Here is a 23,061-nt window from a genome sequence, read left to right on the forward strand (position 1 = left end):
TAGCGCAGGGCGCGATTATGCGTTGAGCAAGTCGGCCGCCCAATCCGCGGCCGCGGAAATGCTGCGCATCACCTGCTCACCGCCCTCAGCTCGCAGCGGCTTGACGGCCACCATGCCTTGAGCGAGTTCGTCTTCGCCGAAGATCAGCGCAAAAGTGGCGCCGCTTGCGTCCGCCTTCTTGAACTGCGACTTCATGCTGCTCTGCCCTGGGTGCAGGACGACCGAGACGCCTGCACCGCGCAAGGCTTCCAGCGCCACCATCACCTGCGGCAGGCCCTTGGCGGAAGGCACGATGGCATAGGCATGCGGCACCGGCGCGGCTGGCGCGACACCGACTTCTTCCAGCAGCAAGAGCATGCGCTCGATACCCATGCCAAAGCCGACCGCAGGCGCGGGCTTGCCACCGAGTTGCTCGATCAAGCCGTCGTAACGGCCACCGCCACAGACCGTGCCTTGCGAGCCAAGCTTGTCGGTCACCCACTCAAACACGGTCAGGTTGTAATAGTCCAGGCCTCGCACCAGGCGCGGGTTGACGCGGTAGGCCACGCCCATCGCATCGAGGATGGCGCGCACGCCATTAAAGTGCGCCAGCGAGGCCTCACCCAAGAAGTCCAAGAGCTTGGGCGCGCCATTGGCCATTTCTTGCAGTGCGGGGTTCTTGGTATCCAGCACGCGCAAAGGGTTGGTGTAAAGACGCCGCTGGCTGTCTTCATCCAGCAAGTCTTTGTGCTGTTCCAGATAGGCGATCAAGGCCTCGCGATGCGCGCGGCGCTCGGCGGCTTCACCCAGGCAGTTCAGCTCCAGCCTGAAGTGTTCACCGTCCACCAAGCCCAGTTCGCGCAGCAAGCGGCTGCCCATCAGAATCACTTCGGCGTCCACGTCCGGGCCGGCAAAGCCCAAGGCCTCGACACCCATCTGATGGAATTGGCGGTAACGGCCTTTTTGCGGCTTCTCGCGGCGGAACATCGGGCCGAAGTAATACAGACGCCGACCCGAGTCACGCAAAAAGGAGTGCTCGGTCATCGCGCGCACCACGCCGGCCGTCATCTCCGGGCGCAAGGCCAGATGCTCAGCTTGGCCATGTTTGTCGGCGCGGTCTTCGAAGGCATACATCTCCTTCTCAACGATATCGGTCACCTCGCCGATGCCGCGCACAAACAAGGCGGTCTGCTCGACGATGGGCGTGCGCACATTTTGGTAGCCATAGCGCTGCAGCACGCTGCGCATCTTGGCTTCCAGCCATTCCCAGCGCGCCGATTCCGGCGGCAGGATGTCGTTCATGCCCTTGACGGCACGCAGCGGCTCAACTTTGGCAGCGCTCTTTTTTACTACTTCTTCTGTCATGCTGGAACTTGCTCAGGCCGGCACCGCAGTGCCAAAGCGCTTTTCAATATAGTTTTCAACCAGGGTCTGGAACTCGGTGGCGATGTTCTCGCCACGCAGCGTCAGGGCCTTCTCGCCGTCGATGAAGACGGGCGCTGCCGGCGCCTCGCCGGTGCCGGGCAGGCTGATGCCGATGTCGGCATGCTTGCTCTCACCGGGGCCGTTGACGATGCAACCCATCACCGCGACCTTCATGTTCTCCACGCCGGGATACTTGGCGCGCCAGACGGGCATTTGCTCGCGCAAGAAATCGTCGATTTGCTTGGCCAACTCTTGGAAGGTCGTGCTAGTGGTGCGGCCACAGCCGGGGCAGGCGGTCACGCTTGGATTGAAAGCGCGCAGACCCAGCGATTGCAGAATCTCTAGCGCCACCACCACCTCTTGGGTGCGGGCCTCGCCGGGTTGCGGCGTCAGCGAGACACGGATGGTGTCGCCAATGCCTTCTTGCAACAAGATCGACAGCGCCGTGGCCGACGCCACCGTGCCCTTGGTGCCCATGCCGGCTTCGGTCAGACCCAGATGCAAGGCGTAGTCGCAACGCTGGCTGAGGGCGCGGTAGACCGAGATCAGGTCCTGCACACCGCTGACCTTGCAGCTGATGATGATGTTGTTGGGGTTCAGGCCCAGTTCACGCGCGTACTCGGCCGAAGTCAATGCCGACTGGATCAAGGCGCGGTACATCACCTGCTGCGCATCCCAGGGCTGAGCGCGCGCTGCGTTCTCATCCATCATCTGGGCCAGCAATTCAGAGTCCAAGCTGCCCCAGTTCACACCGATGCGCACGACCTTGTCATAGCGGGCCGCAGCCTCCACCATCATGGCGAACTGGCGGTCTTTCTTGTCGCCCTTGCCCACATTGCCCGGGTTGATGCGGTACTTGGACAAGGCTTGCGCCATGGCCGGAAAGTCGGTCAACAGGCGATGGCCGTTGTAATGGAAGTCGCCCACCAAGGGAGTGTCGATGCCCATGCGGTCGAGTTGCTCGCGAATATGCGGCACGGCCTCGGCGGCTTCGGGCGTGTTCACGGTGATGCGCACCATCTCGGAGCCAGCAATTGCCAATTCCTTGACTTGGATGGCGGTGCCGATCACATCGACCGTGTCGGTGTTGGTCATCGACTGCACGCGCACCGGCGCGTCGCCACCAATGGTGACCACACGGTCACCCCAGACCACACGGGCCTGGCGCGAACGGCGTGCCGCCGGTTTGGCCGCCGCAATGGCTTGTTCCAGCGTACTGCTTGTGTCGATCATGTTTGCGCTCATGCGGGTGACTATCGAAATCTAGTAATCAATTCAACTCAATGCGGGCCACGTTGTCACGTGACTGCGAGGCCAGGTCAACGCTGCTACCGCGCAGCACCAACTCGGTCCCAGCAACATTGCCGACCCGCACTTTCAGCGGCGGCAGGCCGGACAAATTCTGTACATCGCCGGGACGCAAAAGCTTGGACAGCAAGGTCTGACCCCGTGCATCCACCACTTCCACCCAGGACTCGGCGCTGACCTTGACCAACAAGGGCACGCCACCGGCGACCGGCGCTGGCGCCGCGGCGACGGAAGCAGTCACAGCGCTCGGCGTGGTCACCGCAGCAGGCATCGGCGCAGCCACGGCGGCAGTAGCTTGGACTGTCTTTGACGCGGCCGGCATCGGCTGCATGGCTTCGCTCGCAGCGGCGTCACCTGGAGACACGTCCGAGCCGGCCGGGCGCGCCAAAATCTCGGTGCTGGTGACGGGACTGGGCTCGGCTTGAGCCGACACAGCTGCCGCGCTCTCAGCGGCTGGTTTTTGATAACGGTCCAGCAAGTCGGCAGGCAAGAAATAGACCGCTGCAGCAGCCAGCAAAACCAGACCAGCGCCCCACACCACCGGGCGTTTCACCCAATCCAAAGACAGGCCTTCGGTGCGGCTGTCGCGCTCACGGTAGGGCTTATTCAGGCCCCGCGACACATTCAATTCAGGCTCATTGCTGCGCGGCAACATCGCCATCACCGGCGCGGCATCCACCTTCAAGGCCCGGCACATGGCGGTGGCCAAGGCGCGCGTGAAGGTGGCGTCAGGCAATTCCTGCAGGCGATCGGACTCCAGGGCCTCCAGCTTGCTTTGCGGCACCTTCAACATCGCGGCCAAGGCAACGATGTGCAGGCCACGTTGTTGCCGTTGCTGGCGCAACCATGCGCCGGCCGTCTGGGGCGAAGCCGGCTCGCGCAGCAGCGGCGCAGCCGCGCTCAAGATAGAAGACATGCGTTCTCCCTCACTCATCGAATCGCCCGCTGTCCAAAGCCTGCAATTCGGGCGACTGCGGATAACCGCGCCGCAATAATTGACTCAGCTCATCCACGGTTTTGCTATTGCCCAAACGACGCTCAATGCGCAAGGCCAACCAAAGGCTTTGTGCGTTGCTTTGCTCGGCCTGGGTATTGACCCGCTTGATATAAAACTGAGCCCGCTCGTACTGAGCGTTACGGTACAAAATCTCAGCAAAATTGACGGCCACGGCCGGGCTGGCGGGGTCGTACTCAAAGGCCTTGGCCAAGCTCCGCTCGGCCTCCGCCAAACGGCCGGCTCTCGCTTCGCACACGCCGCGTGCCATCAATGTCCGAGCCGGGGCCCGGTAGCTGGGCTGTGCCAAGGCCTGATTGAAATAGCCATCCGCCTCAGCCCAGCGCTGTTGCTGGCACTTCAGCCAAGCGAAGTTATGCAAGGTATCGGGGTCATTCGGGTACAAAGCCAAGGCACGCTTGAAGCTGTCATCGGCCAATTGGGCCTCGCCCATGGCCGCGTACACCAGAGCCCGCAAATTGATGGCCTCGCGCATATCGGGCTTGACCGCCAAGGCCTGCTTGATTTCATCCAGCGCGGTATTGAACTGCCCGCGCGCAAAATAGGCTGCGGCCAGCTCCATGCGCACGCCGGCGCGGCGATCAGATTCAGTTTGGTCGGAATCGGTGCGGGGCGCCGAACGGTCACCACCGCTAGGGGCCGCACACGCCGCCAGCAAACCCGCCAAAACAACAGACACCAGCAGCGGCGCCCGGGCACGCAGCCCGGACTTTGTTACAGGCTGCTCATGATGAAGCACGGGGGCGGCTTTGCGGTCGTTCATGCGGCTCGATCTCGTCGTTAGCATTCAGGAAGGATTACTGCCTTTTACCACCACCGGCGCACGCACCATGCGCACATGGACTTTGGTCCGGTCCTGCACCTCACCGGCCAGCTGGCCGCACGCGGCGTCAATATCGTCACCGCGGGTCTTTCGCACGGTGGTCACCAATCCCGCCTTCAACAACACCTCCGAGAAGGCCAGCACCCGCTCGCGAGAGCTGCGCTTCAAGCCTGAGGCTGGGAAGGGATTGAACGGGATCAGGTTGATCTTGCAATTCACATGACCGCGCAACAAAGCCACCAGTTCCTGCGCTTGCTCCGGCGTGTCATTGACGCCGTCCAGCATGCAGTATTCGAAGGTGATGAAGTCACGCGGCGCTTTGTCCAAGTAGCGATTGCAGGCATCCAGCAACTCGGCAATCGGGTACTTCTTGTTCAAGGGCACCAGCTGATCGCGCAGCGGGTCGGTCGGCGCGTGCAGCGACACGGCCAGGGCCACCGGGCAATCGTCACGCAAGCGATCGATCATGGGCACCACGCCGGAGGTCGAGACGGTGACCCGACGGCGCGACATGCCATAGCCATGGTCATCCAGCATCATGCGCAGGGCCGGCACCAAGGCGTTGTAGTTCTGCAGCGGCTCGCCCATGCCCATCATCACCACATTGGAGATGACGCGCTCGCTGCTGCCGAACTTTTTGCGCAGGGTGTGCTCAGCAAACCAGAGCTGGGCGATGATTTCCCAGGTCTCCAGATTGCGACTGAATCCTTGATGTCCGGTGGAGCAAAACCGGCAGCCCACGGCGCAACCGGCCTGGCTGGAAATACACAGGGTGCCGCGGTCGGTCTCGGGAATGAACACCGCCTCAACCGCATTGCCCGCGCCCACGTCAAACAGCCACTTGACCGTGCCGTCGGCGGAAAGATGTTCGGAAATGACCGGCAGCGCTTTGATATACGCCCGGGAAGCCAATTTGTCGCGCAGCGACTTGGCCAGGTCACTCATCTGATCGAAATCAGCGGCGCCTTTTTGATGAATCCAACGAAACAGCTGAGTGGCGCGAAAGCGCTTCTCACCCAGCTGTTCGCAGTACGCGGCCAGGCCTTCTAGATCAAAACCGAGCAGGTTGACCGCGTCCATTTTTGTCGTCCTCTTGCTGATCAGGCCTCAAGGCCTGAGAGCACAAGAGGCAAAACATAAACAGTCCGAATTAACGGCTGTAAACGTTCATGCCGGGGAAGAAGAATGCCACTTCAACAGCGGCAGTCTCAGCGGCGTCGGAACCGTGCACGGCGTTGGCGTCGATGCTGTCGGCGAAGTCAGCACGGATGGTGCCCTTCTCGGCCTTCTTAGGATCGGTGGCGCCCATCAGGTCACGGTGCTTCAGGATGGCGTTCTCGCCTTCCAGGGCAGTGATCACGACGGGACCGGAGATCATGAAGTTGACCAGGTCGTTGAAGAAAGGACGAGCCTTGTGCACGGCATAGAAAGCTTCGGCTTCGCCGCGCGACAGATGAGTCATCTTGGCAGCGACGATCTTCAGACCGGCGCCTTCGAAGCGGGCGTAGATCTGGCCGATGACATTCTTAGCCACGGCATCGGGCTTGATGATGGAAAGGGTGCGTTCGATAGCCATGGTCATTTCTCCTGAAATCTGAGGGCTTGGCAAAACCCAGAATTGTACTGTGTGCAGGTGTCAGGGTGACGAGGAAGGGCTTGCCACCCTTCGCCAACTCTGACACGCAGATCCAAATGCACAAGCAAATGCGAGAAGCCCCGCGCGCCAAGACCTCACAAAGCGCCGCGCGGGGACTCAGTCCTTCTTAGCGGCTGCGGCCACCGTAGCCGCCGCCCGAGCGACCGCCGCCACCACCGCCGCCTTGGCCACCACGTCCACCGCCGCCGCCACGGCCACCTCGACGCACAAAGGCATCGGCACCGATATAGCCGACCGAGGTCTGCAAGGGATCAGGCTGACGCGGACCATCGCCTTTACCGCCTTGCGAGCGACCGCGGCCGCCGCCGCCCTGGCCGCGATCTGGCGCACTGCCACCGGCACCAAAACCAGAGGGAATGCCGCGACCCTTGCCGGCAAAACGGCGATCGAAGGTCTGCTCCAGCGGGTTGATATTGCGCGGGATCACGTCATCGAAATCGTCGTCCCCGCGATCATTGGGGCGATCGTTGGATCGGTCGATTGATCGCTCATTCGATCGATCATTGCCACGCTCCGGGCCACGCGATTGCGGACGATCATTGCGGTCGCCGCGATCCGGGCGCTCTGAACGCTCCGGCCGCTCGGGTCCACGGCTCGGACGCGGGCCAACACCAGCCTGCCGGCCGTCAGCACGTCGGCCGCGATTACGGTCACCGCCGCGGTCATTGCCGCGCTCACCACCACGATCGGGACCACGCTCACCGCCTCGCGCATTGCGCTCCGCGCCACGATCACCACGCTCAGCCCGTTCGCCACGCTCGCCGCGGTCATCACGTCCGCCTCGCGCCTGATCACCACCGGCCAGACGACGGATGATGCGCACATCGTCCTCGCCCAACTCGATCCAGACGCAACGCTTCAAACCACGCGGCAGCACCACGGTGCCATAGCGAATGCGGATCAGTCGGCTGACGGTCAGACCCATCGAGTCAAACAGCTTGCGCACCTCACGGTTGCGGCCTTCCGTAATGACCACGCGGTACCAGCGATTGATGCCTTCGCCGCCACCTTCTTCAATGCTCTTGAACGCGGCCTTCTGGCCCTCGATCATCACGCCCTCCAACAGGCGCGCTTTTTGGTCGGACGCCAAGGTCCCGAGGACGCGCACCGCATATTCACGCTCCACGCCAAAACGTGGGTGCATCAACTGGTTGGCCAATTCACCGGAGTTGGTAAACAGCAGCAAGCCTTCGGTATTCATGTCCAGACGACCAACCGCTTGCCACTTGCCCTGCTGCAAGCGCGGCAGGTGACGGAACACGGTCGGGCGGCCTTCCGGATCATTGAAGGTAACGACCTCACCTGCCGGCTTGTGATAAGCCAAGATACGCGGCGCCGGTGGCGAGATGCGCACGCGGATGGGCTTACCCGCCACACGCACCTGGTCACCGAAGGAAATGCGCTGGCCTATATGGGCCACTTCGCCGTTCACTTCGATCTTGCCGTCGGCAATCATGTCCTCAATGTCGCGACGTGAGCCCACGCCAGCCTGAGCCAAGACCTTTTGCAGCTTGGGTGCATCGGGTTCGGGCGCCAACACACGCTTGGCATCAACCTCTTCGCCCGACTCGGCGCTGGGCTCCACCAACTCTTCGTCATCCGCATCAGCGTCGGCATCAAAATCGCCGGCCAAAACTTCGGCGAAGCGCTCACCCACGGCCGCCAACACTTCAGGTGCCGGAGCCGCCTGCTCCGCCACGGGGCGCGGTGCGCGCTCTTCACCACCTTCGGAAAAATCTTTACGACCACGGCGACGATTGCGATTGCGGCCACCGCGCTCACTCCCCTCGTCCGCAGGCGCATTGCCAGAAGCTTCAGCAGACGCGTCCGAATCGTTGGCTTCGGCAGCTTGCTGCGTGTCGCCAGTCGATGCCACAGCAGTCGCCGAAACCGGTGCTTGGGGCTCGCTCAGCTCGGGCGCCAGCGTGAACAAAGGCGCTTGCTCGGCTGCATCTGCGCTCACAGCCTTTTCAGTTGCTTTGCGTGGTGCGCGACGCTTGGGTACCACCGGCGCATCGACACCCTCGGGCGCCGCCTGCATGGCCGACGATGCGACCTCAACGGCGGCATCGGAAGCACCTGAAGGCGCTTCCGCAGCGACCTCAGCCTTTTGGGCAGCCGTCTTGACCGCCGTTTTACGCGGCGCGCGCGTTTTGACGGCAACCGGCGCCTCAGCAGCAACTGATGCCTCAGCCACCGCATCAGCCTTGGGCTTGGCCGGCGCACGCTTGCGCTTGGGCGCCACCGCCTCAGCGGCAGACTCGTTCAAGGGAGCACCGGATTGGGCTTGGGCGTCGGGGTCAATATCGTTTGAATTCATGCGTTGGTTTGCACCTGTTCGGCGGCGTCAGACTGAGGATCCGGCAGAGCCGGAACGGATACGCCTGTATCGCTGACGATAGGCGCGGGGGAAGAATCGGTAGAAATTTCGCTGGAGGACATAGGCTCGGCCACCTCATCCAGCGATGACTGTGGCTCGGCGGCATGGGTGACGGAACTGCCAACGGCGCCATCCGCGGGCTGGGCGGTTTCCAAAGCAGGCTCGGGCAATACCCCCGACTCCGGCTCAGACGCCTGCCCTGCATCAACTTCGAGCTCGCCCTCGGTTTCAAGCAACACGCCCTGGAGGCCACCCGCATCCGCCTGCGCGGCCACCTCGGCCAGCGCTTGCGCCGGTGCCACGCCAAACTCCAGCGCCGGCAATTGCTCCAAACTATTCAAGCCCAGATCGTCGAGGAATTGACGCGTGGTGGCGTACAGCGCCGGACGACCCGGTGCCTCGCGGTGACCAATCACATCAATCCAGCCCCGATCCTCCAATTGCTTGACGATCTGCGTCGAAACCACAACGCCTCGAATATCTTCAATATCACCACGCGTCACCGGCTGACGGTAGGCAATGATGGCCAAGGTTTCCATCACCGCCCGCGAATAACGCTGAGGCTTCTCGGGATGAAGCCGGTCCAAATACTCGCGCAATTCGGGCCGACTCTGAAAGCGCCAACCCGAGGCCACGGCCACCAACTCAACGCCGCGACCTTCCCAGTCCCTGGTCAACTCATCCAACACGCTGCGCAAGGTGTCTGGCCCGACGGCGTCGGCAAACAAGCTACGCATTTCGCGCAGAGTCAAAGGCTGCTGGGCGCATATCAGCGCGGTCTCGAGGACGCGCTTAGCATCCTGTGTATTCATTGACTTTCGTCATTTGTCCCGATTCAAGCGGGTGTTTGGCGATCCAGTCCTCTGGAGCTGACCTGGGCTGCTCTTTCTTGCTGAGCGAGCGGCTTGTCTGCGGCTTGAGAGGCGGAAGGGTTGTGCGCCAGAGCGGACTCACTGGGAATCCAACCCCAAGCGACACAGCGGGCTTGATGCGCGCCAACCGGGCTGAAACTGCGGTCCGTCGTGCTACTGCTACATCAAGCAAGCTGTATTGTAACTCGCTCAAGCACCCAAAACCGGTAGGGTCGGCGCCTCAAGGCCCAGCAAAGCCCAGGCAGATGCCAAATCCTGTGGCAAAGACGCGTCAAATTTCAAGGCTTGGCCGCTGATCGGGTGATCAAACGACAAGCGAGCCGCATGCAAAGCCTGACGCTCCATGCCCAAGGCCGGCACGCCGCCGTACAACGCATCCGCCACCAGCGGGTAGCCCTTGTAGGCCAAATGAACGCGGATTTGGTGGGTCCGGCCGCTATGGAGCACGCAATGCACGGCGCTGATGCTGCGCACCCCTTGCTCGCCATCGCCGAGCAGGTAGACATCGGTGCGCGAGGGCTTGCCGGTCGCCAGCACCGCCATCTTGACACGCGAAATCAAATCGCGACGCAGCGGCGCATCCACCGTCATTTGCTCTGGCACCCGGCCAAAGGCCAAGGCCACATACTCGCGGTGCACCTCGCGCGCCGCGATCATGCGGGTCAAGGCAGTCACCGCCTCGCGGCTCTTGCCGACCATCATCAATCCGCTGGTGTCTTTGTCCAGGCGGTGTACGATGCCCGCCCGCGGCAAGCTGGCCGCCGCCGGATGATGGGCCAACAAGCCATTCATGACGGTGCCCGACCAATTGCCGGAGGCAGGGTGCACCACCATGCCGGCGACCTTGTTGAGCACCAAGAGATGCTCATCCTCGTAGACGATGTCGAGATCCAGCGGCTCGGCGCGAAAGGCCTGGCTCTCGGCGGTCGGCTGCAGCTCAATGCGGATGTGCTGGCCCGCTTGCAGCTTGCGAGACGCACTTGGGGCGGGCTGGCCGTTGATGCTGACGCAGCCGCGCTCAATCAGGCTCTGCAGATGGTTGCGCGAGAACTCCGGCGCCAAATCAACCAACCAGCGATCCAGCCGTTTGCCATGCCATTCAGCATCGACATGCGCTTCGCGAACTTCCACCTCATCTGAGTCGGCCGCCGACTCGAGAGAGTCCGTTTCGGCAGCCCATTCATCGTCGCCAGCACTCAGCTCGAGGGGCTCATTAACAGGCAAGGCCTGAACCATATAATCAAAGCTCCGTCTTCAGCGTAATCAGCAGAATCAAAGACATGGCCGGTGCCTCGCACCGCCCCTGCCGAGATCAAGGAATCATGATAGAAAAAAGCGTGGAACGCCACCCGTCACCAGCGCCGCAAGCCGAGCTTGTCGCGTTCTCGGGCCAAGGCCGGGATTTGTCCCACAAGAGTTCACGCCGCTCCGGCTGGATGCTCGGAGCCATGGCCGTGATGGCCTTGACGCTGGCAGCCTGCTCGTCCAATCCCAAGGACGATCCAAATTCGCAGGCCAATTTGGACAAATTGTACGCAGAGGCCAAGGATGACCTGTCCTCGGGCGCTTTTGATCGCGCCATCAAGTCGCTGGAACGCATCGAGGGCCGCGCCGCCGGCACGGTGATGGGCCAACAAGCGCAGTTGGATCTGGCCTGGGCCTACCACCGCACCGGCGAACGCGCCCAAGCGGTCACCACGTTGGATCGCTTCATCAAGCTGAACCCATCCAGCCCGGCGCTGGACTATGCGATTTACATGAAGGGTCTGGTCAACTTCAATGAGGACCTGGGGCTGTTCGGCCGCCTCGCCAGCCAAGACATCTCAGAGCGAGACCAGCAAGCCTCGCGTGACGCCCTGCTGTCCTTCAAGCAAGTGCTCGAACAGTTCCCCGACTCGCGCTACGCGGCCGACGCCAAACTGCGTGTCGACTACATCACCAACACCTTGGCCGTCTACGAAGTGCATGTGGCGCGCTATTACTTCAACCGCGGCGCCTATGTGGCAGCGGCCAACCGGGCCCAACAGGCCACGATGGAATTCCAAAATGCGCCCGCTGTGGAGGAAGCGCTTTACATCATGACCCAGAGCTACGACAAGCTCGGCTTACTGCCGCTGCGCGACGATGCACAACGGGTGCTAAAGCAGAGTTTCCCGAACAGCAGTTATGTCACCGGCGACGCCTCTGGCAAAAAGGCCTGGTGGCAGCTCTGGTGAGTCTAGAAGACTGAGCTCAGCAAAAGCGCGTGCCGGTCACGCGCTTTTTTGTGCCCAAGGCAACGCTAAATGCCGCGCACCTCGGCCAGCAGAGCCAGCCAATCCAAAGCCTCGGCTTCTTCGGCCACGCGCGTCATCGGCGGCAAGGCGGCGCGCAGACGGCGCCCATAGTTCATCCCCGCCATGCGCGGATCACAAACCACCAGCAGGCCGCGGTCCTGCTCGGTACGGATCAGGCGTCCGCCGCCCTGCTTCAAGGCAATCGCCGCTTCGGCAATGAAGTAATGCGCAAAGGCATTGCGACCTGCAGCTTCGAGCCGCTTGACGCGCGCTTCGACCAGTGGGTCGTTCGGCGGCGGAAACGGCAGCTTGTCGATCAACACGCATTGCAGTTTGTCGCCGGGCACGTCAATGCCCTCCCAGAAACTGGCCGATCCGACCAGCACCGCACGCGGGTCCTCGAGAAACTGTTGCAACAGCACCCGCTTCGGCGCGGCACCTTGCTGCAAGACCATCAAGCCGTCGCCCGCTTCTTCGAACTCCCGCCGCAACCCATCGCCAATGCTCTGCAAGGCACGCAAGGTGGTGGTCAGCACAAAGGTTCGGCCACCCAAGGTGCGCGCGCAACGCGCTGCCAACGCAGCCACCTGCAAGGGATGGTCCGGCTCACTTGGCTTGGGAAAATTTCGGGGAATGTAGAGCCGCGCGTTGTCTGCGTAATTGAAGGGGCTGCCCACACGCAGCACGGTGGCGTCGTCCAAGCCTGCGGGCTCGGTGAACCAAGTCAGCCTATCATCATCACCGAGCGTGGCCGAGGTGAAGATCCAGGCCTTGGGCGGCCCCGCAAGCTGCTCCTTCATGGCCTCACGAATATCCAAGGGCGACTCGATCAGGCGCGCCTGATTCGGGGTCAGGTCTATCCAACGCACATCGGCGTCATCGGGCTCGGCGGTGAAAACCTGGGCCAACTTGCTCAGCTCCAGCGCCCGCTCATGCAGGCGTACAAAGTCGGGCGAGGTCTCTTTGACGGTGTCCAGCATCTCAATGGCCAACTCGGCCGCCTCGGACACATCGTCCAACGCCTTGGCAAAGCCCGGTCGCCCCGCCCGCTCGTGCCAGGCCAGTTTCAGCATGCCGCGCACCTCGCGCATGGGACCGGCGCAGACCAGCCTCAGTTCGCGCGCCGCGCGCTCCAGGCGCTGGTGCAATTCTTGCCAGTCTTGCAGGCCACGCGCCTGCGCCAACCCGAGTCCCAGCACATCACGAGCAAAGTCCAATAGTTGCGCGCTGCCCAGCATGGTGCCGAGAAACTGCACGCCGGCCTCGGCCAGCTGATGCGCTTCGTCAAACACCGCCAGATCGACACTCGGCAGCAACTCGGCGACCCCGCTGTCGCGCAGCGTCATGTCAGCAAAAAACAAATGGTGGTTGACCACCACCACGTCCGCCTCCATGGCGTCGCGGCGCGCCTTCACCACATGGCAGGCGCGGAACTCGGGGCATTCGCTGCCCAGGCAGTTATCACGCGAGGAAGTCACCAAAGGAATCGCCGGCGAACGCTCGTCTAGGCCATCCATCTCGGCCAGATCACCACTCTTGGTTTGCTGCGCCCAGATCTCGATGCGAGACAAAGCCAGCACCGAGCGGCGGTCCGGCAACTCGGCGCTGTGACGCGCCTGCTGCATGCGGTGAATGCACAGATAGCTGCTGCGGCCCTTCAGCAAGGCCACGCGAACCGGCACCTGCAGGGCCTCGCACAAGCGCGGCAGGTCGCGCATATACAGCTGATCCTGCAAATTCTTGGTCGCAGTGCTGATCAAGGCCCGGCCACCAGACAGCAGCGCCGGCACCAAATAGGCAAAGGTCTTGCCAACGCCGGTGCCCGCCTCCACCACCAAGGTTTCGCGGTGCGCAATCGCATGCGCCACGGCCTGGCTCATCGCCAATTGCGGCTCACGGGGGCTGTAGCCGGCATCACTGCGCGCCAAGGGTCCACCTTCATCAAAGGCGGCGGCGACCCATTGCTCCAACTCGCTGCTGACCGGTGCTTGCGACACAGGCTCGGCCTCAAAGGCGGCAATCCATTCGTCGCTGAATTCGTCAATCACGGGCGGGGGAGAAGAGGTCAAAGCAGCGGCGCAAGAAGTAGGTTGAAGGTGTGGTCGCCAGAGATGAGCGCCAAGCCGAAAAAACAGCCGGCTCAGCCCGTTTGGTCAAGCCAACTCATCCGGATCACAGGCCTGCTCCATGCGAACAATCAGGTCGCGCAGGCCGAGTCGGCGCTTTTTCAGGCGCCGCAGACTCAGCTCATCAACCGGCTGCTCTTGCGCCACGCGGTCGATCAAGACATCCAGATCGGCATGCTCCATGCGCAGTTCAATCAAACGACGCGACAGAGAGTGAAGTTGTTCATCCATAGTGGCCCCAGCCGAGAGGATGGGCTGCAGTTTCGGGATTATAGTTTTGATGAACTTCCAGGCTCCCCATGACTCGCACCCCCACAGGCTTTCGCCTGAGCGCCGCCACCGGCACCCATCGCGGTGACAGGCTTTACCAACAAGACCAGGTCGAAGTTCTGGCCCACACCCGACTGAGCAATTGCTTGCTCGCGGTGGTGGCCGACGGCATGGGTGGCAAAAGTGGCGGACGCAAGGCGGCCGACCAGGTATTGCTGACAGGCCAGCAGTTGTTCGAGCGCTTTGTACCCAGCGAAGAAAAGGCCGAGGATTTTCTGCAGCAGATCGTCTCTGAGGCCCACCTGATGATCAAGCTGACGGCCCTGTCGGCTGAGGAAGAGCCGCACAGCACGGTGGCTGCTTTCCTGATTGGCGGTGACCGACGCTGCCATTGGATCCACTCAGGGGACTCGCGCATCTACCTGTTCCGCGGCCCCAATATGATCAAGCGGACGCTGGACCATTCCTTTGTGCAAAAGCTGGTCGACGAGGGCAAGATCAGCGAGGACGAGGCCGCCACCCATCCGCAATCCAATCTGCTGACCGGCTGCCTGGGCACGGTTCAAGAACCCAGCTTCACACTGGACACCGTTGATGACCTGCAGCCCGGCGACACCTTGATGTGCTGCAGCGACGGCCTGTGGCACTACTTCACGCCCAGCGAGTTGGGCACCGTGCTGTACAGCCTGCCCCCCCGCGAAGCGGCCGAGTTGCTGATCAGCAAAGCCAGGCAACGGGCGCGCGGTGGCGGCGACAACTTGTCGCTGGCCATCGTTCAGGTTCAGGCGCTCAGCTGAACGAGCTCATCAAGGGCCAACGCCTTGGTGCCCTAGCGCTTGCTGGAGGCCGCTGCCGAGGCCGCTGAAGTGCCAACTTGACCAGCGGCGGCAATCTCCTCCGCACTCGGAATAGGCAGCGGCGCGGACGCCTTCTTGCCCTTGGACTGCGCTTCCTCGCGCGCATCAAGTCGCTGCTGCGCATCGCGCCGTTGCTGCGCTTGTTGGCGCTCGAACGCCTGCCGCTGCGCCAAGCGGCGCTGGGCCTCTTGGTCGGCGCGCAATTGCTTGGCTCGCTGGGTTTGCTCCAATTCCTGCGGCGAGGCTCTGAGCTTCACGGGCGGCGGACTGTCGATGTCCTCATGAGCCCGGATCGCCGCACGCTGGGCGGCCAGCAATTCCGCGGTGCGGCGCTGAGCCTCCAAGACGGCAGCCTCACGCTCACGCTCCAGCACCCGCAAGCGCTGCGCCTCGGCGCGCGCCTGGCGTTCGAGCCGATCGATGTCTTGCTCACGCGCCAGGATGGGCTTCAGCGCCAGATTGCGCTGCGCACGAACCCGGTCCAAACAGTCATTGACCGCAAAGCGTTGCTCGCAGGCCAGTGAGTCCGCTTTGAATCGCTGCTCCAAGTCAGCACGCTGTTGGGCCAATTGCTGCAACTCCAATGACTGCTGCGCTTGCGGCACCGATTCCACGGCTCCGGCCGCGACAGCATCGCCGACATAAGCAGCGGCAATGCTGCTCATGCCGATACTGAGACAAAGCACTCGCCAAAGCTGTGGTGGATTCAAGCGCATAAGTCTCTTCATGTCAGCGAAGTGTCGACATCGCGTCGTTCCAGCGCCAGATATTCGCTGGACTGCATTTCCTGCAGCCGCGAGATCGTACGCGGGAACTCATGTGCCAAGGGCCCCTCGGTGTACAACTGCTCAGGTGGCACAGCGGCGGAGATCATCAGCTTGACGCGCCGGTCGTACAAGACGTCGACCAGCCAGGTGAAGCGGCGCGCTTCGCTGGCCAAGCGCGGCGGCATCTCCGGCACATTGGACAAGAGCACGGTGTGAAACTGCGCGGCCAACTCCAGGTAATCATTCTGCGAACGAGGCCCACCGCAGAGCGAATTGAAATCAAACCAGACCACCCCACCGGCGCGGCGGCGAGCACGAATTTCGCGCTGTTCAATGTGCAACAAGGGGTCTTCATCACGAGCCTCCGCCAAAGCATTGAAGGCCTCGGTCATCGCTTGATCGGCCGCTGCGCCGAGCGGCTGGTGATACAGCGCCACATGGTCGAGCGTGCGGCGCCGATAGTCGAAGCCGTTGTCGACGTTAATGACCTCGAGCTTTTCCTTCAGCAACTCGATGGCGGGCAAGATGCGGTCGCGGTGCAGACCGTTGGGGTACAAGCCATCAGGTTCGAAGTTCGAGGTGGTGATGATGCTGACGCGGTTCTTGAACATCGCATCCAAGAGGCGATGAAGAATCATCGCGTCGGTGACATCGGCCACATGGAATTCATCGAAGCAAATCAGGCGAAAGCGCTTGGCCATGCGCTTGCCCAACTCCTCCAGCGGATCGGCAATGCCCTTCAGATCCTGCAACTCGCGGTGCACTTCGCGCATGAATTCATGGAAGTGCAGGCGCGTCTTGCGCGTCAAAGGCACGGCCTGGAAAAAGCAATCCATCAAAAAGCTCTTGCCGCGACCAACGCCGCCATACATGTAGACGCCGCGGGGCAAGGGTGGGCGCACCAGCAACTTGGTCACCGCATTGCTGCGCCGGGCTTTGTAGTCGGCCCATTCATCTTGGCAGCGCTGCAAGGCGGCCACCGCACGCAACTGCGCGGGGTCTGCGGTATAGCCGCGCTCCGCCAAGGTCTGCTGGTACAACTCGGTCACTGAAGTCACTGCACTCATTCGCGCTCTTGCTCGATCTCAAATGAAAAAGGGCGACCGATTCGCCGCCCTTTCCTCAACTCAGGGCCTGGGGCCCGTTCAGAAGTTCAAAGTACGCTTGTCCACGGCCAGTGCCGCTTCCTTGGTCGCTTCGGACAACGATGGGTGAGCGTGGCAGATGCGCGCGATGTCTTCGGCCGAAGCCTTGAACTCCATCGCGACCACAGCTTCAGAGATCAGCTCCGAAGCGAAGGGGCCGATGATGTGCACGCCCAGGATCTCATCGGTCGTGGCGTCTGCCAAGAACTTGACGAAACCATTGGTGTCACCCAGCGCGCGTGCGCGGCCATTGGCCATGAAGGGGAACTGACCGGCCTTGTAAGCCACGCCGTCTGCCTTCAGCTGCTGCTCGGTGCGGCCGACCCATGCGATCTCGGGGCTGGTGTAGATGACCCAAGGAATGGTGTTGAAGTTGACATGGCCGTGCTGACCGGCAATGCGCTCGGCCACGGCAACGCCCTCTTCCTCGGCCTTGTGCGCCAGCATCGGGCCGCGCACCACATCGCCCACCGCCCAGACATTGGGCAGATTGGTTTTGCAGTCGCCGTCCACCTCGATGGCACCACGCTCGTCCAGCTTCAGACCCACGGCCTCGACATTCAAGCCGATGGTGTTGGGCACGCGGCCAATCGAGATGATCAGCTTGTCGAACTCGGCCTTTTGCTCAGCGCCCTTGGCGTCGGCATAAGTGACGGTGACGCTCTTCTTCGTCGCCTTGACTTCGCCGATCTTGACGCCCAGCTCGATCTTCAGACCCTGCTTCTTGAACAGCTTGGCGGCTTCCTTGGCCACACCTTCGTCGACCGCACCGAGGAAAGTCGGCAGACCTTCCAGCACCGTGACATCAGCACCCAGGCGACGCCAGACCGAGCCCATTTCCAGGCCGATCACGCCGGAGCCAATCACGCCCAGCTTCTTCGGCACTTCGCCGATGCGCAGGGCACCGTCGTTGGAAAGGATCATCTCTTCGTCAAAAGCTGCGCCGGGCAGCTGACGGGCGTTCGAGCCGGTCGCCAGAATCACATGCTTGGCCAACACGACTTCTTCACCGGCCTTGATCTCGTACAGGCCATCCTTGGCGGCGACAAAAGAGCCGCGACCGTGGAAGAAAGTGACCTTGTTCTTCTTGAACAGATACAAGATGCCGTCGTTGTTCTGCTTCACCACCGTGTCTTTGCGACCCAGCATCTTGGCCACATCGATCTTGACGTTATCGGCCGAGATGCCGTGTTCGGCAAAATGATGGTTGGCGTGGTCGAAATGCTCCGACGATTGCAGCAAGGCCTTGGAAGGAATGCAGCCGACGTTGGTGCAGGTGCCGCCGGGTGCGGGGCCGCCCTTCTCGTTTTTCCACTCGTCGATACAAGCGGTGTTGAAGCCCAGCTGGGCTGCACGAATCGCGGCGATGTAACCGCCGGGGCCGCCACCGATCACGACGACGTCAAATTGTTTTGTGCTCATCAAATGCTCCTGCGCCCACGTTTCAGTGGGCGAGCTTGAGGGTGATAACGCCGCCGACGATCATCGCTACGCCTAGGAATCTCCACAGCGTGGCGGCATCGCCAAAGAACATCACCCCGATCAAAAAAGTGCCGGCGCCGCCGATGCCCGTCCAGACGGCATAGGCCGTCCCGATGGGAATCTCACGCTGCGCCATCCAAAGTAGCCAACCACTCAAACCCATGGAGGCCACGGCCGCCACGATGCCGCTAACCCGGTACTCCGCTTGCTGAGACAGCTTGAAGCCCAGGGGCCAGCCGATCTCGCAGACACCGGCCAGCAGCAGGTAGACCCAGGCCATGGTTTGAGTCATTGCGCCGTCGACCGGATTAGATGTCGAACAGCAGGCGAGCTGGGTCTTCCAGCGCTTCCTTCATGGTCACCAGGCCCAGCACGGCTTCGCGACCGTCGATGATGCGGTGGTCATAAGACATGGCCAGATAGTTGATCGGGCGCACCACCACTTGGCCGTTCTCAACGACGGCGCGATCTTTGGTCGCGTGCACGCCCAGGATGGCCGATTGAGGTGGGTTGATGATGGGGGTGGACAGCATGGAGCCGAAGGTGCCGCCGTTGGAGATGGAGAAGGTGCCGCCGGTCAGGTCGTCCAGCGAGATCTTGCCTTCCTTGGCCTTCTGACCGAACTCGGCGATCTTCTTCTCGATGTCGGCGAAGCTCAGCTGGTCCGCATTGCGGATGATGGGCACCACCAGGCCGCGCGGCGAACCGACGGCGATACCGATGTCGAAGTAGCCGTGGTAGACGATGTCATTGCCGTCCACCGAGGCGTTCAGCACCGGGTACTTCTTCAGGGCGGCAACCGCAGCCTTGACGAAGAAGCTCATGAAGCCCAGCTTGACGCCGTGTTCCTTCTCGAACTTTTCCTGGAACTTCTTGCGCATTTCCATCACCGGGGCCATGTTCACTTCATTGAACGTGGTCAGGATGGCGTTGGTGGCTTGCGATTGCAGCAGACGCTCGGCAACGCGGGCGCGCAGACGGGTCATGGGCACGCGCTGCTCTGGGCGATCGCCCAGGTTCAGGGCGGCAGGCGCGGCCACGGCGGGCAGAGGTTTGGCAACCGAAGGCGCAGCAGCCACGGCCACCGGTGCGGGCACAGCAGCAGGCTTGGCACCAGCGGCCAGGGCGTCGCCCTTGGTGACGCGGCCGTCCTTGCCGGAACCGGCCACATCGGTAGCGGACAGGCCCTTTTCGGCCAGGATCTTGGCGGCGGCCGGCATGGCGACATCACCCTTGCCACCAGCAACGGGCGTAGCTGCTGCAGCGGCAGCCGGCGCGGCGGCGACCACGGCCTTGACTTCCAACGGGCTGACTTGCGCCGAGCCGTCGGTGTCGATGCGGGCGATGACTTCTTCGCTGGCGACGCTTTCGCCGTCGTTTTTGATGATCTGGGCCATCACACCGGCGCTGGGTGCGGGCACTTCCAACACGACCTTGTCGGTCTCGATTTCAACCAGGATCTCGTCGATGGCCACGGCTTGGCCGGGCTTCTTCTTCCAGGTCAAGAGCGTGCCTTCGGACACAGATTCAGACAGCTGGGGGACTTTGACTTCGATGATTGCCATGATGTTCTAACTTTCTACTTGTTCGGAGAGCTGATCGGGCTCATTGCCTGACGATCAAACGACCGAGAACAAAGCGGCGCCTTCCAGCGCCGCCCTGTACTTACTTGGTGAGGATGAAGCCCTTGAGCTTGCCGAATGCCTGGTCCAGCAGCGACTTCTGTTGCTCCTGGTGCAGGTGCGCATAGCCGCAAGCCGGCGAAGCCGAGGCGGGGCGACCCGCATAGCCCAGCTTCTGGCCGTCGAGCATGTTCTCGTGCACATAGTGCTGAACAAAGAACCAAGCGCCCTGGTTTTGCGGCTCGTCCTGGCACCACACCAACTCGGTCGCGCCGGGATACTTCTTGATCTCGGCGGCGAAAGCCTTGTGCGGGAAGGGGTACAGCTGCTCGACGCGGATGATGGCCACGTCGGTCGCCTTCTTCTCCTCGCGCTTGCGCACCAGGTCGTAATAGACCTTGCCCGAGCAGACGATCACGCGCTTGACCTTGTCAGCGGCGATAGCCGCATCCTGTTCACCGATGACGGTGCGGAACTCACCCTTGGTGAATTCGCTCAGCGCCGAGGTCGCGTCCTTGGCACGCAGCAGGCTCTTCGGCGTCATGATCACCAAAGGCTTGCGGAACATGCGCAGCATCTGACGACGCAGAACGTGGAAGATCTGGCTGGCCGTGGTCGGCTGCACGATCTGCATATTGTTGTCAGCGGCCAGCTGCATGAAGCGCTCCAGGCGCGCCGAGCTGTGCTCAGGGCCCTGGCCTTCATAGCCGTGCGGCAACATCATCACCAAGCCGTTGGAGCGGCCCCACTTCACTTCGCCGGAGGCGATGAACTGGTCGATCACCACTTGCGCGCCGTTGACGAAGTCGCCGAACTGCGCTTCCCAGATCGTCAGCGTATTCGGCTCGGCCGCGGCATAGCCGTACTCAAAGCCCAAGACCGCCTCTTCGCTGAGGATGGAGTCGATGACCACGAAAGGAGCCTGTCCGTCAGCCACGTTCTGCAGCGGAATGTAGGCGCCTTCGTCCCAGTTGCTGCGGTTCTGATCGTGAATGACGGCGTGACGGTGGGTGAAGGTGCCGCGGCCGGCATCTTCGCCCGACAGGCGGATCGGGTAGCCACTGGCCACCAGGGAAGCGAAAGCCATGCTCTCGCCCATGCCCCAGTCCACATTGATCTCGCCACGGCCCATCGCTGCGCGGTCGGCGTAGAGCTTTTGCACCAGATTGTGGGCGACCAGATCCTTCGGCAGCGTGGTCAGCTTGTCGGCCAAACGCTTCCACTCGGAAACCGGCAGCGCGGTGTCGCAGCTGTCGGTCCACTTCTTGCCGAGGAAGGGCGACCAGTCGGTGGCGTACTTGCTCTTGAAGTTGGTCAGCACCGGGTCCACCGTGTGGCGGCCTTCGTCCATGGCGGCGCGGTAGGCCTTGATCATCTGATCCGACCCGGCGGCATCCACCACGTTTTGAGCGGCCAGCTTGTCGGCGTAAACCTTGCGGGTGCCGGGGTGAGCCGCGATCTTCTTGTACATCAGCGGCTGGGTCAGCGAAGGGGTGTCCTGCTCGTTGTGGCCCAGCTTGCGGAAGCAGACGATGTCCAGCACCACGTCCTTGCGGAACTCGGCGCGATAGTCCATGGCCAGTTGCATGGCCCACACCACCGCTTCTGGGTCATCACCGTTCACGTGCAGCACCGGTGCCTCGATCATCTTGACGACATCCGAGCAGTAAGCGGTGGAACGCAGATCGCGCGGATCGCTGGTGGTGAAACCGATCTGGTTGTTGATGACGATGTGCACCGTGCCGCCGGTGCCGTAGCCACGGGTTTGGGCCATGCACAGGGTTTCCTGCACCACGCCCTGGCCACCGAAAGCGGCGTCACCGTGCACCAGCACGGGTAGCACTTGGCTGCCGGTCTTGTCACCGCGGCGCTCTTGACGAGCGCGCACACTGCCCTCCACCACTGGGTTGACGATTTCCAGGTGCGAAGGATTAAAGGACAGCGACAGGTGAACCGGGCCGCCCTTGGTCGACACGTCGGAGCTGAAGCCTTGGTGGTACTTGACGTCACCGGCCGGCAGATCTTCGGCCGCCTTGTGTTCGAACTCGGCGAACAGGTCGGCAGGCATCTTGCCCAGGGTGTTGACCAGCACGTTCAGGCGGCCGCGGTGGGCCATGCCGATGACGATTTCTTGCACGCCGCGTTGGCCGGCGCGCTGGATCAGCTCGTCCATGGCGGCGATAAAGCTCTCACCACCTTCCAGCGAGAAGCGCTTCTGGCCGACGTATTTGGTGTGCAGATAGCGTTCCAGGCCTTCGGCCGCGGTCAGGCGGTCGAGGATGTGGCGCTTTTCTTCAGCGGTGAAGGTGGGCTTGCCACGGGCCTTTTCCAGGCGCTCTTGCCACCAGCGCTTTTCGCCAGGGTCGGTGCAATGCATGAACTCGGAACCGACCGAGCTGCAATAGGTCTCGCGCAGGGCTTGCACGATCTGACGCAAGCTCATGGTCTCGCCACCAAAGTAGGTGTTGGCGGCCGAGAAGCTGATGTCCATATCGGACTCGGTCAGGTCGTAGAACGAGGGATCGAGTTCGGGAATCTTGGGGCGCTCGGCGCGCTTGAGCGGGTCCAACTCGGCCCAACGGTTACCCAGGAAGCGGTAAGCCGCGATCAAGCTTTGCACATGCACTTGCTTGCGGGCCACGGCCAAGTCGGCGCTGGAAGCCTTGTTCGCAAAGGCATTGGCCTTGGCGCGCTGGGCAAACGATTCGATCACCGGGGCGTGGGCCACATCGCGACCGTCACCACCGTCGGTGGCCGGCACATGCTGAAGCGCATCGAAGTACGCGCGCCAGTTATCGGGGACGGAGCCCGGGTTGTCGAGGTAAGCCTCGTACATCTCTTCGACATAAGGGGCATTGCCCCCGAACAGGTAAGAATTTGACCTGTGTTGCTGCATCATCTTCGCTCACCTCTAACCCCGGCTTCCAGGGAATTGGCTGGTTGATAAACCTTCCGCGTTACGGCTCGACCGGTTGGCGGATTGCGACCCGCCTAAGCTGTTGCCAGCGAAGGGGACGGGAAGGACCTAAAGTCTCCAAGGGGCGGACTTTATCACCG

The 23,061-nt window shown here is 62.2% G+C and carries 19 protein-coding genes; 2 read left to right on the forward strand and 17 right to left on the reverse strand.

Annotated features, from left to right (window positions below):
• Window positions 1–15 precede the first annotated feature (15 nt).
• The 9 genes from hisS to WG899_RS08045 form a co-directional block, all read right to left on the reverse strand.
• The gene (gene hisS / locus WG899_RS08005) at window positions 16–1,344 is read right to left on the reverse strand and encodes a histidine--tRNA ligase (protein ID WP_339595092.1); all 1,329 of its coding nucleotides are present in this window, start codon (window positions 1,342–1,344) and stop codon (window positions 16–18) included.
• Window positions 1,345–1,356: 12 nt separating this feature from the next.
• Window positions 1,357–2,637 carry a flavodoxin-dependent (E)-4-hydroxy-3-methylbut-2-enyl-diphosphate synthase gene (ispG, locus tag WG899_RS08010; protein ID WP_339595093.1) on the reverse strand — a complete coding sequence of 427 codons (1,281 nt, stop codon included), beginning with the start codon at window positions 2,635–2,637 and terminating at the stop codon, window positions 1,357–1,359.
• Between the two features lie 37 nt (window positions 2,638–2,674).
• The gene (locus WG899_RS08015; protein ID WP_339595094.1) at window positions 2,675–3,628 is read right to left on the reverse strand and encodes a helix-turn-helix domain-containing protein; all 954 of its coding nucleotides are present in this window, start codon (window positions 3,626–3,628) and stop codon (window positions 2,675–2,677) included.
• A gap of 10 nt (window positions 3,629–3,638) precedes the next feature.
• The gene (gene pilW / locus WG899_RS08020; protein ID WP_339595095.1) at window positions 3,639–4,490 is read right to left on the reverse strand and encodes a type IV pilus biogenesis/stability protein PilW; all 852 of its coding nucleotides are present in this window, start codon (window positions 4,488–4,490) and stop codon (window positions 3,639–3,641) included.
• Between the two features lie 24 nt (window positions 4,491–4,514).
• Window positions 4,515–5,630 (reverse strand): dual-specificity RNA methyltransferase RlmN, encoded by a 1,116-nt coding sequence (gene rlmN / locus WG899_RS08025; RefSeq protein WP_339595096.1) that lies wholly within the window; start codon window positions 5,628–5,630, stop codon window positions 4,515–4,517.
• A gap of 70 nt (window positions 5,631–5,700) precedes the next feature.
• Window positions 5,701–6,126, reverse strand: coding sequence for a nucleoside-diphosphate kinase (gene ndk / locus WG899_RS08030; RefSeq protein WP_263537074.1), 426 nt, complete (start codon window positions 6,124–6,126; stop codon window positions 5,701–5,703).
• Window positions 6,127–6,313: 187 nt separating this feature from the next.
• A complete protein-coding gene (locus tag WG899_RS08035; RefSeq protein ID WP_339595097.1) occupies window positions 6,314–8,527 on the reverse strand; it encodes a pseudouridine synthase in 2,214 nt (737 codons plus the stop codon).
• Window positions 8,524–9,399 (reverse strand): SMC-Scp complex subunit ScpB, encoded by an 876-nt coding sequence (gene scpB / locus WG899_RS08040; RefSeq protein WP_339595098.1) that lies wholly within the window; start codon window positions 9,397–9,399, stop codon window positions 8,524–8,526. Before scpB ends, WG899_RS08035 begins: the two co-directional genes overlap by 4 nt.
• Window positions 9,400–9,648: 249 nt before the next feature.
• Window positions 9,649–10,695 carry an RluA family pseudouridine synthase gene (locus tag WG899_RS08045; RefSeq protein WP_339595099.1) on the reverse strand — a complete coding sequence of 349 codons (1,047 nt, stop codon included), beginning with the start codon at window positions 10,693–10,695 and terminating at the stop codon, window positions 9,649–9,651.
• Between the two features lie 200 nt (window positions 10,696–10,895).
• Here WG899_RS08045 and WG899_RS08050 point away from each other — a divergent pair, with 200 nt between their 5' ends.
• Complete coding sequence (locus WG899_RS08050) at window positions 10,896–11,675, forward strand: outer membrane protein assembly factor BamD (RefSeq protein WP_339595160.1); 780 nt, start codon at window positions 10,896–10,898, stop codon at window positions 11,673–11,675.
• Between the two features lie 65 nt (window positions 11,676–11,740).
• Here WG899_RS08050 and yoaA read toward each other — a convergent pair whose 3' ends face one another.
• Together yoaA and WG899_RS08060 are read right to left on the reverse strand one after the other, a co-directional pair.
• Window positions 11,741–13,732: a DNA repair helicase YoaA gene (gene yoaA / locus WG899_RS08055; protein ID WP_444718826.1), complete on the reverse strand. Its 1,992-nt coding sequence runs from the start codon at window positions 13,730–13,732 to the stop codon at window positions 11,741–11,743.
• 156 nt (window positions 13,733–13,888) lie between these two features.
• Window positions 13,889–14,092 (reverse strand): YdcH family protein, encoded by a 204-nt coding sequence (locus tag WG899_RS08060; protein ID WP_339595100.1) that lies wholly within the window; start codon window positions 14,090–14,092, stop codon window positions 13,889–13,891.
• Window positions 14,093–14,160: 68 nt separating this feature from the next.
• Here WG899_RS08060 and WG899_RS08065 point away from each other — a divergent pair, with 68 nt between their 5' ends.
• The gene (locus WG899_RS08065; RefSeq protein WP_339595101.1) at window positions 14,161–14,928 is read left to right on the forward strand and encodes a PP2C family protein-serine/threonine phosphatase; all 768 of its coding nucleotides are present in this window, start codon (window positions 14,161–14,163) and stop codon (window positions 14,926–14,928) included.
• A gap of 32 nt (window positions 14,929–14,960) precedes the next feature.
• Here the strand turns inward: WG899_RS08065 and WG899_RS08070 are convergent, their stop codons facing one another.
• From WG899_RS08070 to WG899_RS08095, 6 genes are all read right to left on the reverse strand, one after another.
• Window positions 14,961–15,653: a hypothetical protein gene (locus WG899_RS08070; protein ID WP_339595102.1), complete on the reverse strand. Its 693-nt coding sequence runs from the start codon at window positions 15,651–15,653 to the stop codon at window positions 14,961–14,963.
• Between the two features lie 59 nt (window positions 15,654–15,712).
• Window positions 15,713–16,822 (reverse strand): cell division protein ZapE, encoded by a 1,110-nt coding sequence (gene zapE, locus WG899_RS08075; protein ID WP_339595103.1) that lies wholly within the window; start codon window positions 16,820–16,822, stop codon window positions 15,713–15,715.
• 78 nt (window positions 16,823–16,900) lie between these two features.
• The gene (gene lpdA / locus WG899_RS08080; protein WP_339595104.1) at window positions 16,901–18,322 is read right to left on the reverse strand and encodes a dihydrolipoyl dehydrogenase; all 1,422 of its coding nucleotides are present in this window, start codon (window positions 18,320–18,322) and stop codon (window positions 16,901–16,903) included.
• A gap of 22 nt (window positions 18,323–18,344) precedes the next feature.
• Entirely contained in the window at window positions 18,345–18,662 is a 318-nt protein-coding gene (locus WG899_RS08085; protein ID WP_339595105.1) for a DMT family transporter, read from the reverse strand.
• 28 nt (window positions 18,663–18,690) lie between these two features.
• Window positions 18,691–19,947 (reverse strand): 2-oxoglutarate dehydrogenase complex dihydrolipoyllysine-residue succinyltransferase, encoded by a 1,257-nt coding sequence (gene odhB / locus WG899_RS08090; protein WP_339595106.1) that lies wholly within the window; start codon window positions 19,945–19,947, stop codon window positions 18,691–18,693.
• 100 nt (window positions 19,948–20,047) lie between these two features.
• The gene (locus WG899_RS08095) at window positions 20,048–22,903 is read right to left on the reverse strand and encodes a 2-oxoglutarate dehydrogenase E1 component (protein WP_339595107.1); all 2,856 of its coding nucleotides are present in this window, start codon (window positions 22,901–22,903) and stop codon (window positions 20,048–20,050) included.
• Between the last annotated feature and the right edge of the window lie 158 nt (window positions 22,904–23,061).

It is taken from the genome of Paucibacter hankyongi, from assembly GCF_037482915.1.
GTDB classification, from domain to species: domain Bacteria; phylum Pseudomonadota; class Gammaproteobacteria; order Burkholderiales; family Burkholderiaceae_C; genus Paucibacter_A; species Paucibacter_A hankyongi.

Excerpts from the sequence above, each read along its gene's own strand:
- zapE (WP_339595103.1), bottom strand. The coding sequence starts at position 16,822 with ATGAGTGCAGTGACTTCAGTGACCGAGTTGTACCAGCAGACCTTGGCG.
- WG899_RS08065 (WP_339595101.1), top strand. The coding sequence starts at position 14,161 with ATGACTCGCACCCCCACAGGCTTTCGCCTGAGCGCCGCCACCGGCACC.
- WG899_RS08060 (WP_339595100.1), bottom strand. The coding sequence starts at position 14,092 with ATGGATGAACAACTTCACTCTCTGTCGCGTCGTTTGATTGAACTGCGC.
- rlmN (WP_339595096.1), bottom strand. The coding sequence starts at position 5,630 with ATGGACGCGGTCAACCTGCTCGGTTTTGATCTAGAAGGCCTGGCCGCG.
- WG899_RS08050 (WP_339595160.1), top strand. The coding sequence starts at position 10,896 with ATGCTCGGAGCCATGGCCGTGATGGCCTTGACGCTGGCAGCCTGCTCG.
- odhB (WP_339595106.1), bottom strand. The coding sequence starts at position 19,947 with ATGGCAATCATCGAAGTCAAAGTCCCCCAGCTGTCTGAATCTGTGTCC.
- WG899_RS08035 (WP_339595097.1), bottom strand. The coding sequence starts at position 8,527 with ATGAATTCAAACGATATTGACCCCGACGCCCAAGCCCAATCCGGTGCT.
- lpdA (WP_339595104.1), bottom strand. The coding sequence starts at position 18,322 with ATGAGCACAAAACAATTTGACGTCGTCGTGATCGGTGGCGGCCCCGGC.
- pilW (WP_339595095.1), bottom strand. The coding sequence starts at position 4,490 with ATGAACGACCGCAAAGCCGCCCCCGTGCTTCATCATGAGCAGCCTGTA.
- hisS (WP_339595092.1), bottom strand. The coding sequence starts at position 1,344 with ATGACAGAAGAAGTAGTAAAAAAGAGCGCTGCCAAAGTTGAGCCGCTG.
- WG899_RS08095 (WP_339595107.1), bottom strand. The coding sequence starts at position 22,903 with ATGATGCAGCAACACAGGTCAAATTCTTACCTGTTCGGGGGCAATGCC.
- scpB (WP_339595098.1), bottom strand. The coding sequence starts at position 9,399 with ATGAATACACAGGATGCTAAGCGCGTCCTCGAGACCGCGCTGATATGC.
- ndk (WP_263537074.1), bottom strand. The coding sequence starts at position 6,126 with ATGGCTATCGAACGCACCCTTTCCATCATCAAGCCCGATGCCGTGGCT.
- WG899_RS08015 (WP_339595094.1), bottom strand. The coding sequence starts at position 3,628 with ATGTCTTCTATCTTGAGCGCGGCTGCGCCGCTGCTGCGCGAGCCGGCT.
- ispG (WP_339595093.1), bottom strand. The coding sequence starts at position 2,637 with ATGATCGACACAAGCAGTACGCTGGAACAAGCCATTGCGGCGGCCAAA.
- WG899_RS08045 (WP_339595099.1), bottom strand. The coding sequence starts at position 10,695 with ATGGTTCAGGCCTTGCCTGTTAATGAGCCCCTCGAGCTGAGTGCTGGC.
- WG899_RS08070 (WP_339595102.1), bottom strand. The coding sequence starts at position 15,653 with ATGAGCAGCATTGCCGCTGCTTATGTCGGCGATGCTGTCGCGGCCGGA.
- WG899_RS08085 (WP_339595105.1), bottom strand. The coding sequence starts at position 18,662 with ATGGCCTGGGTCTACCTGCTGCTGGCCGGTGTCTGCGAGATCGGCTGG.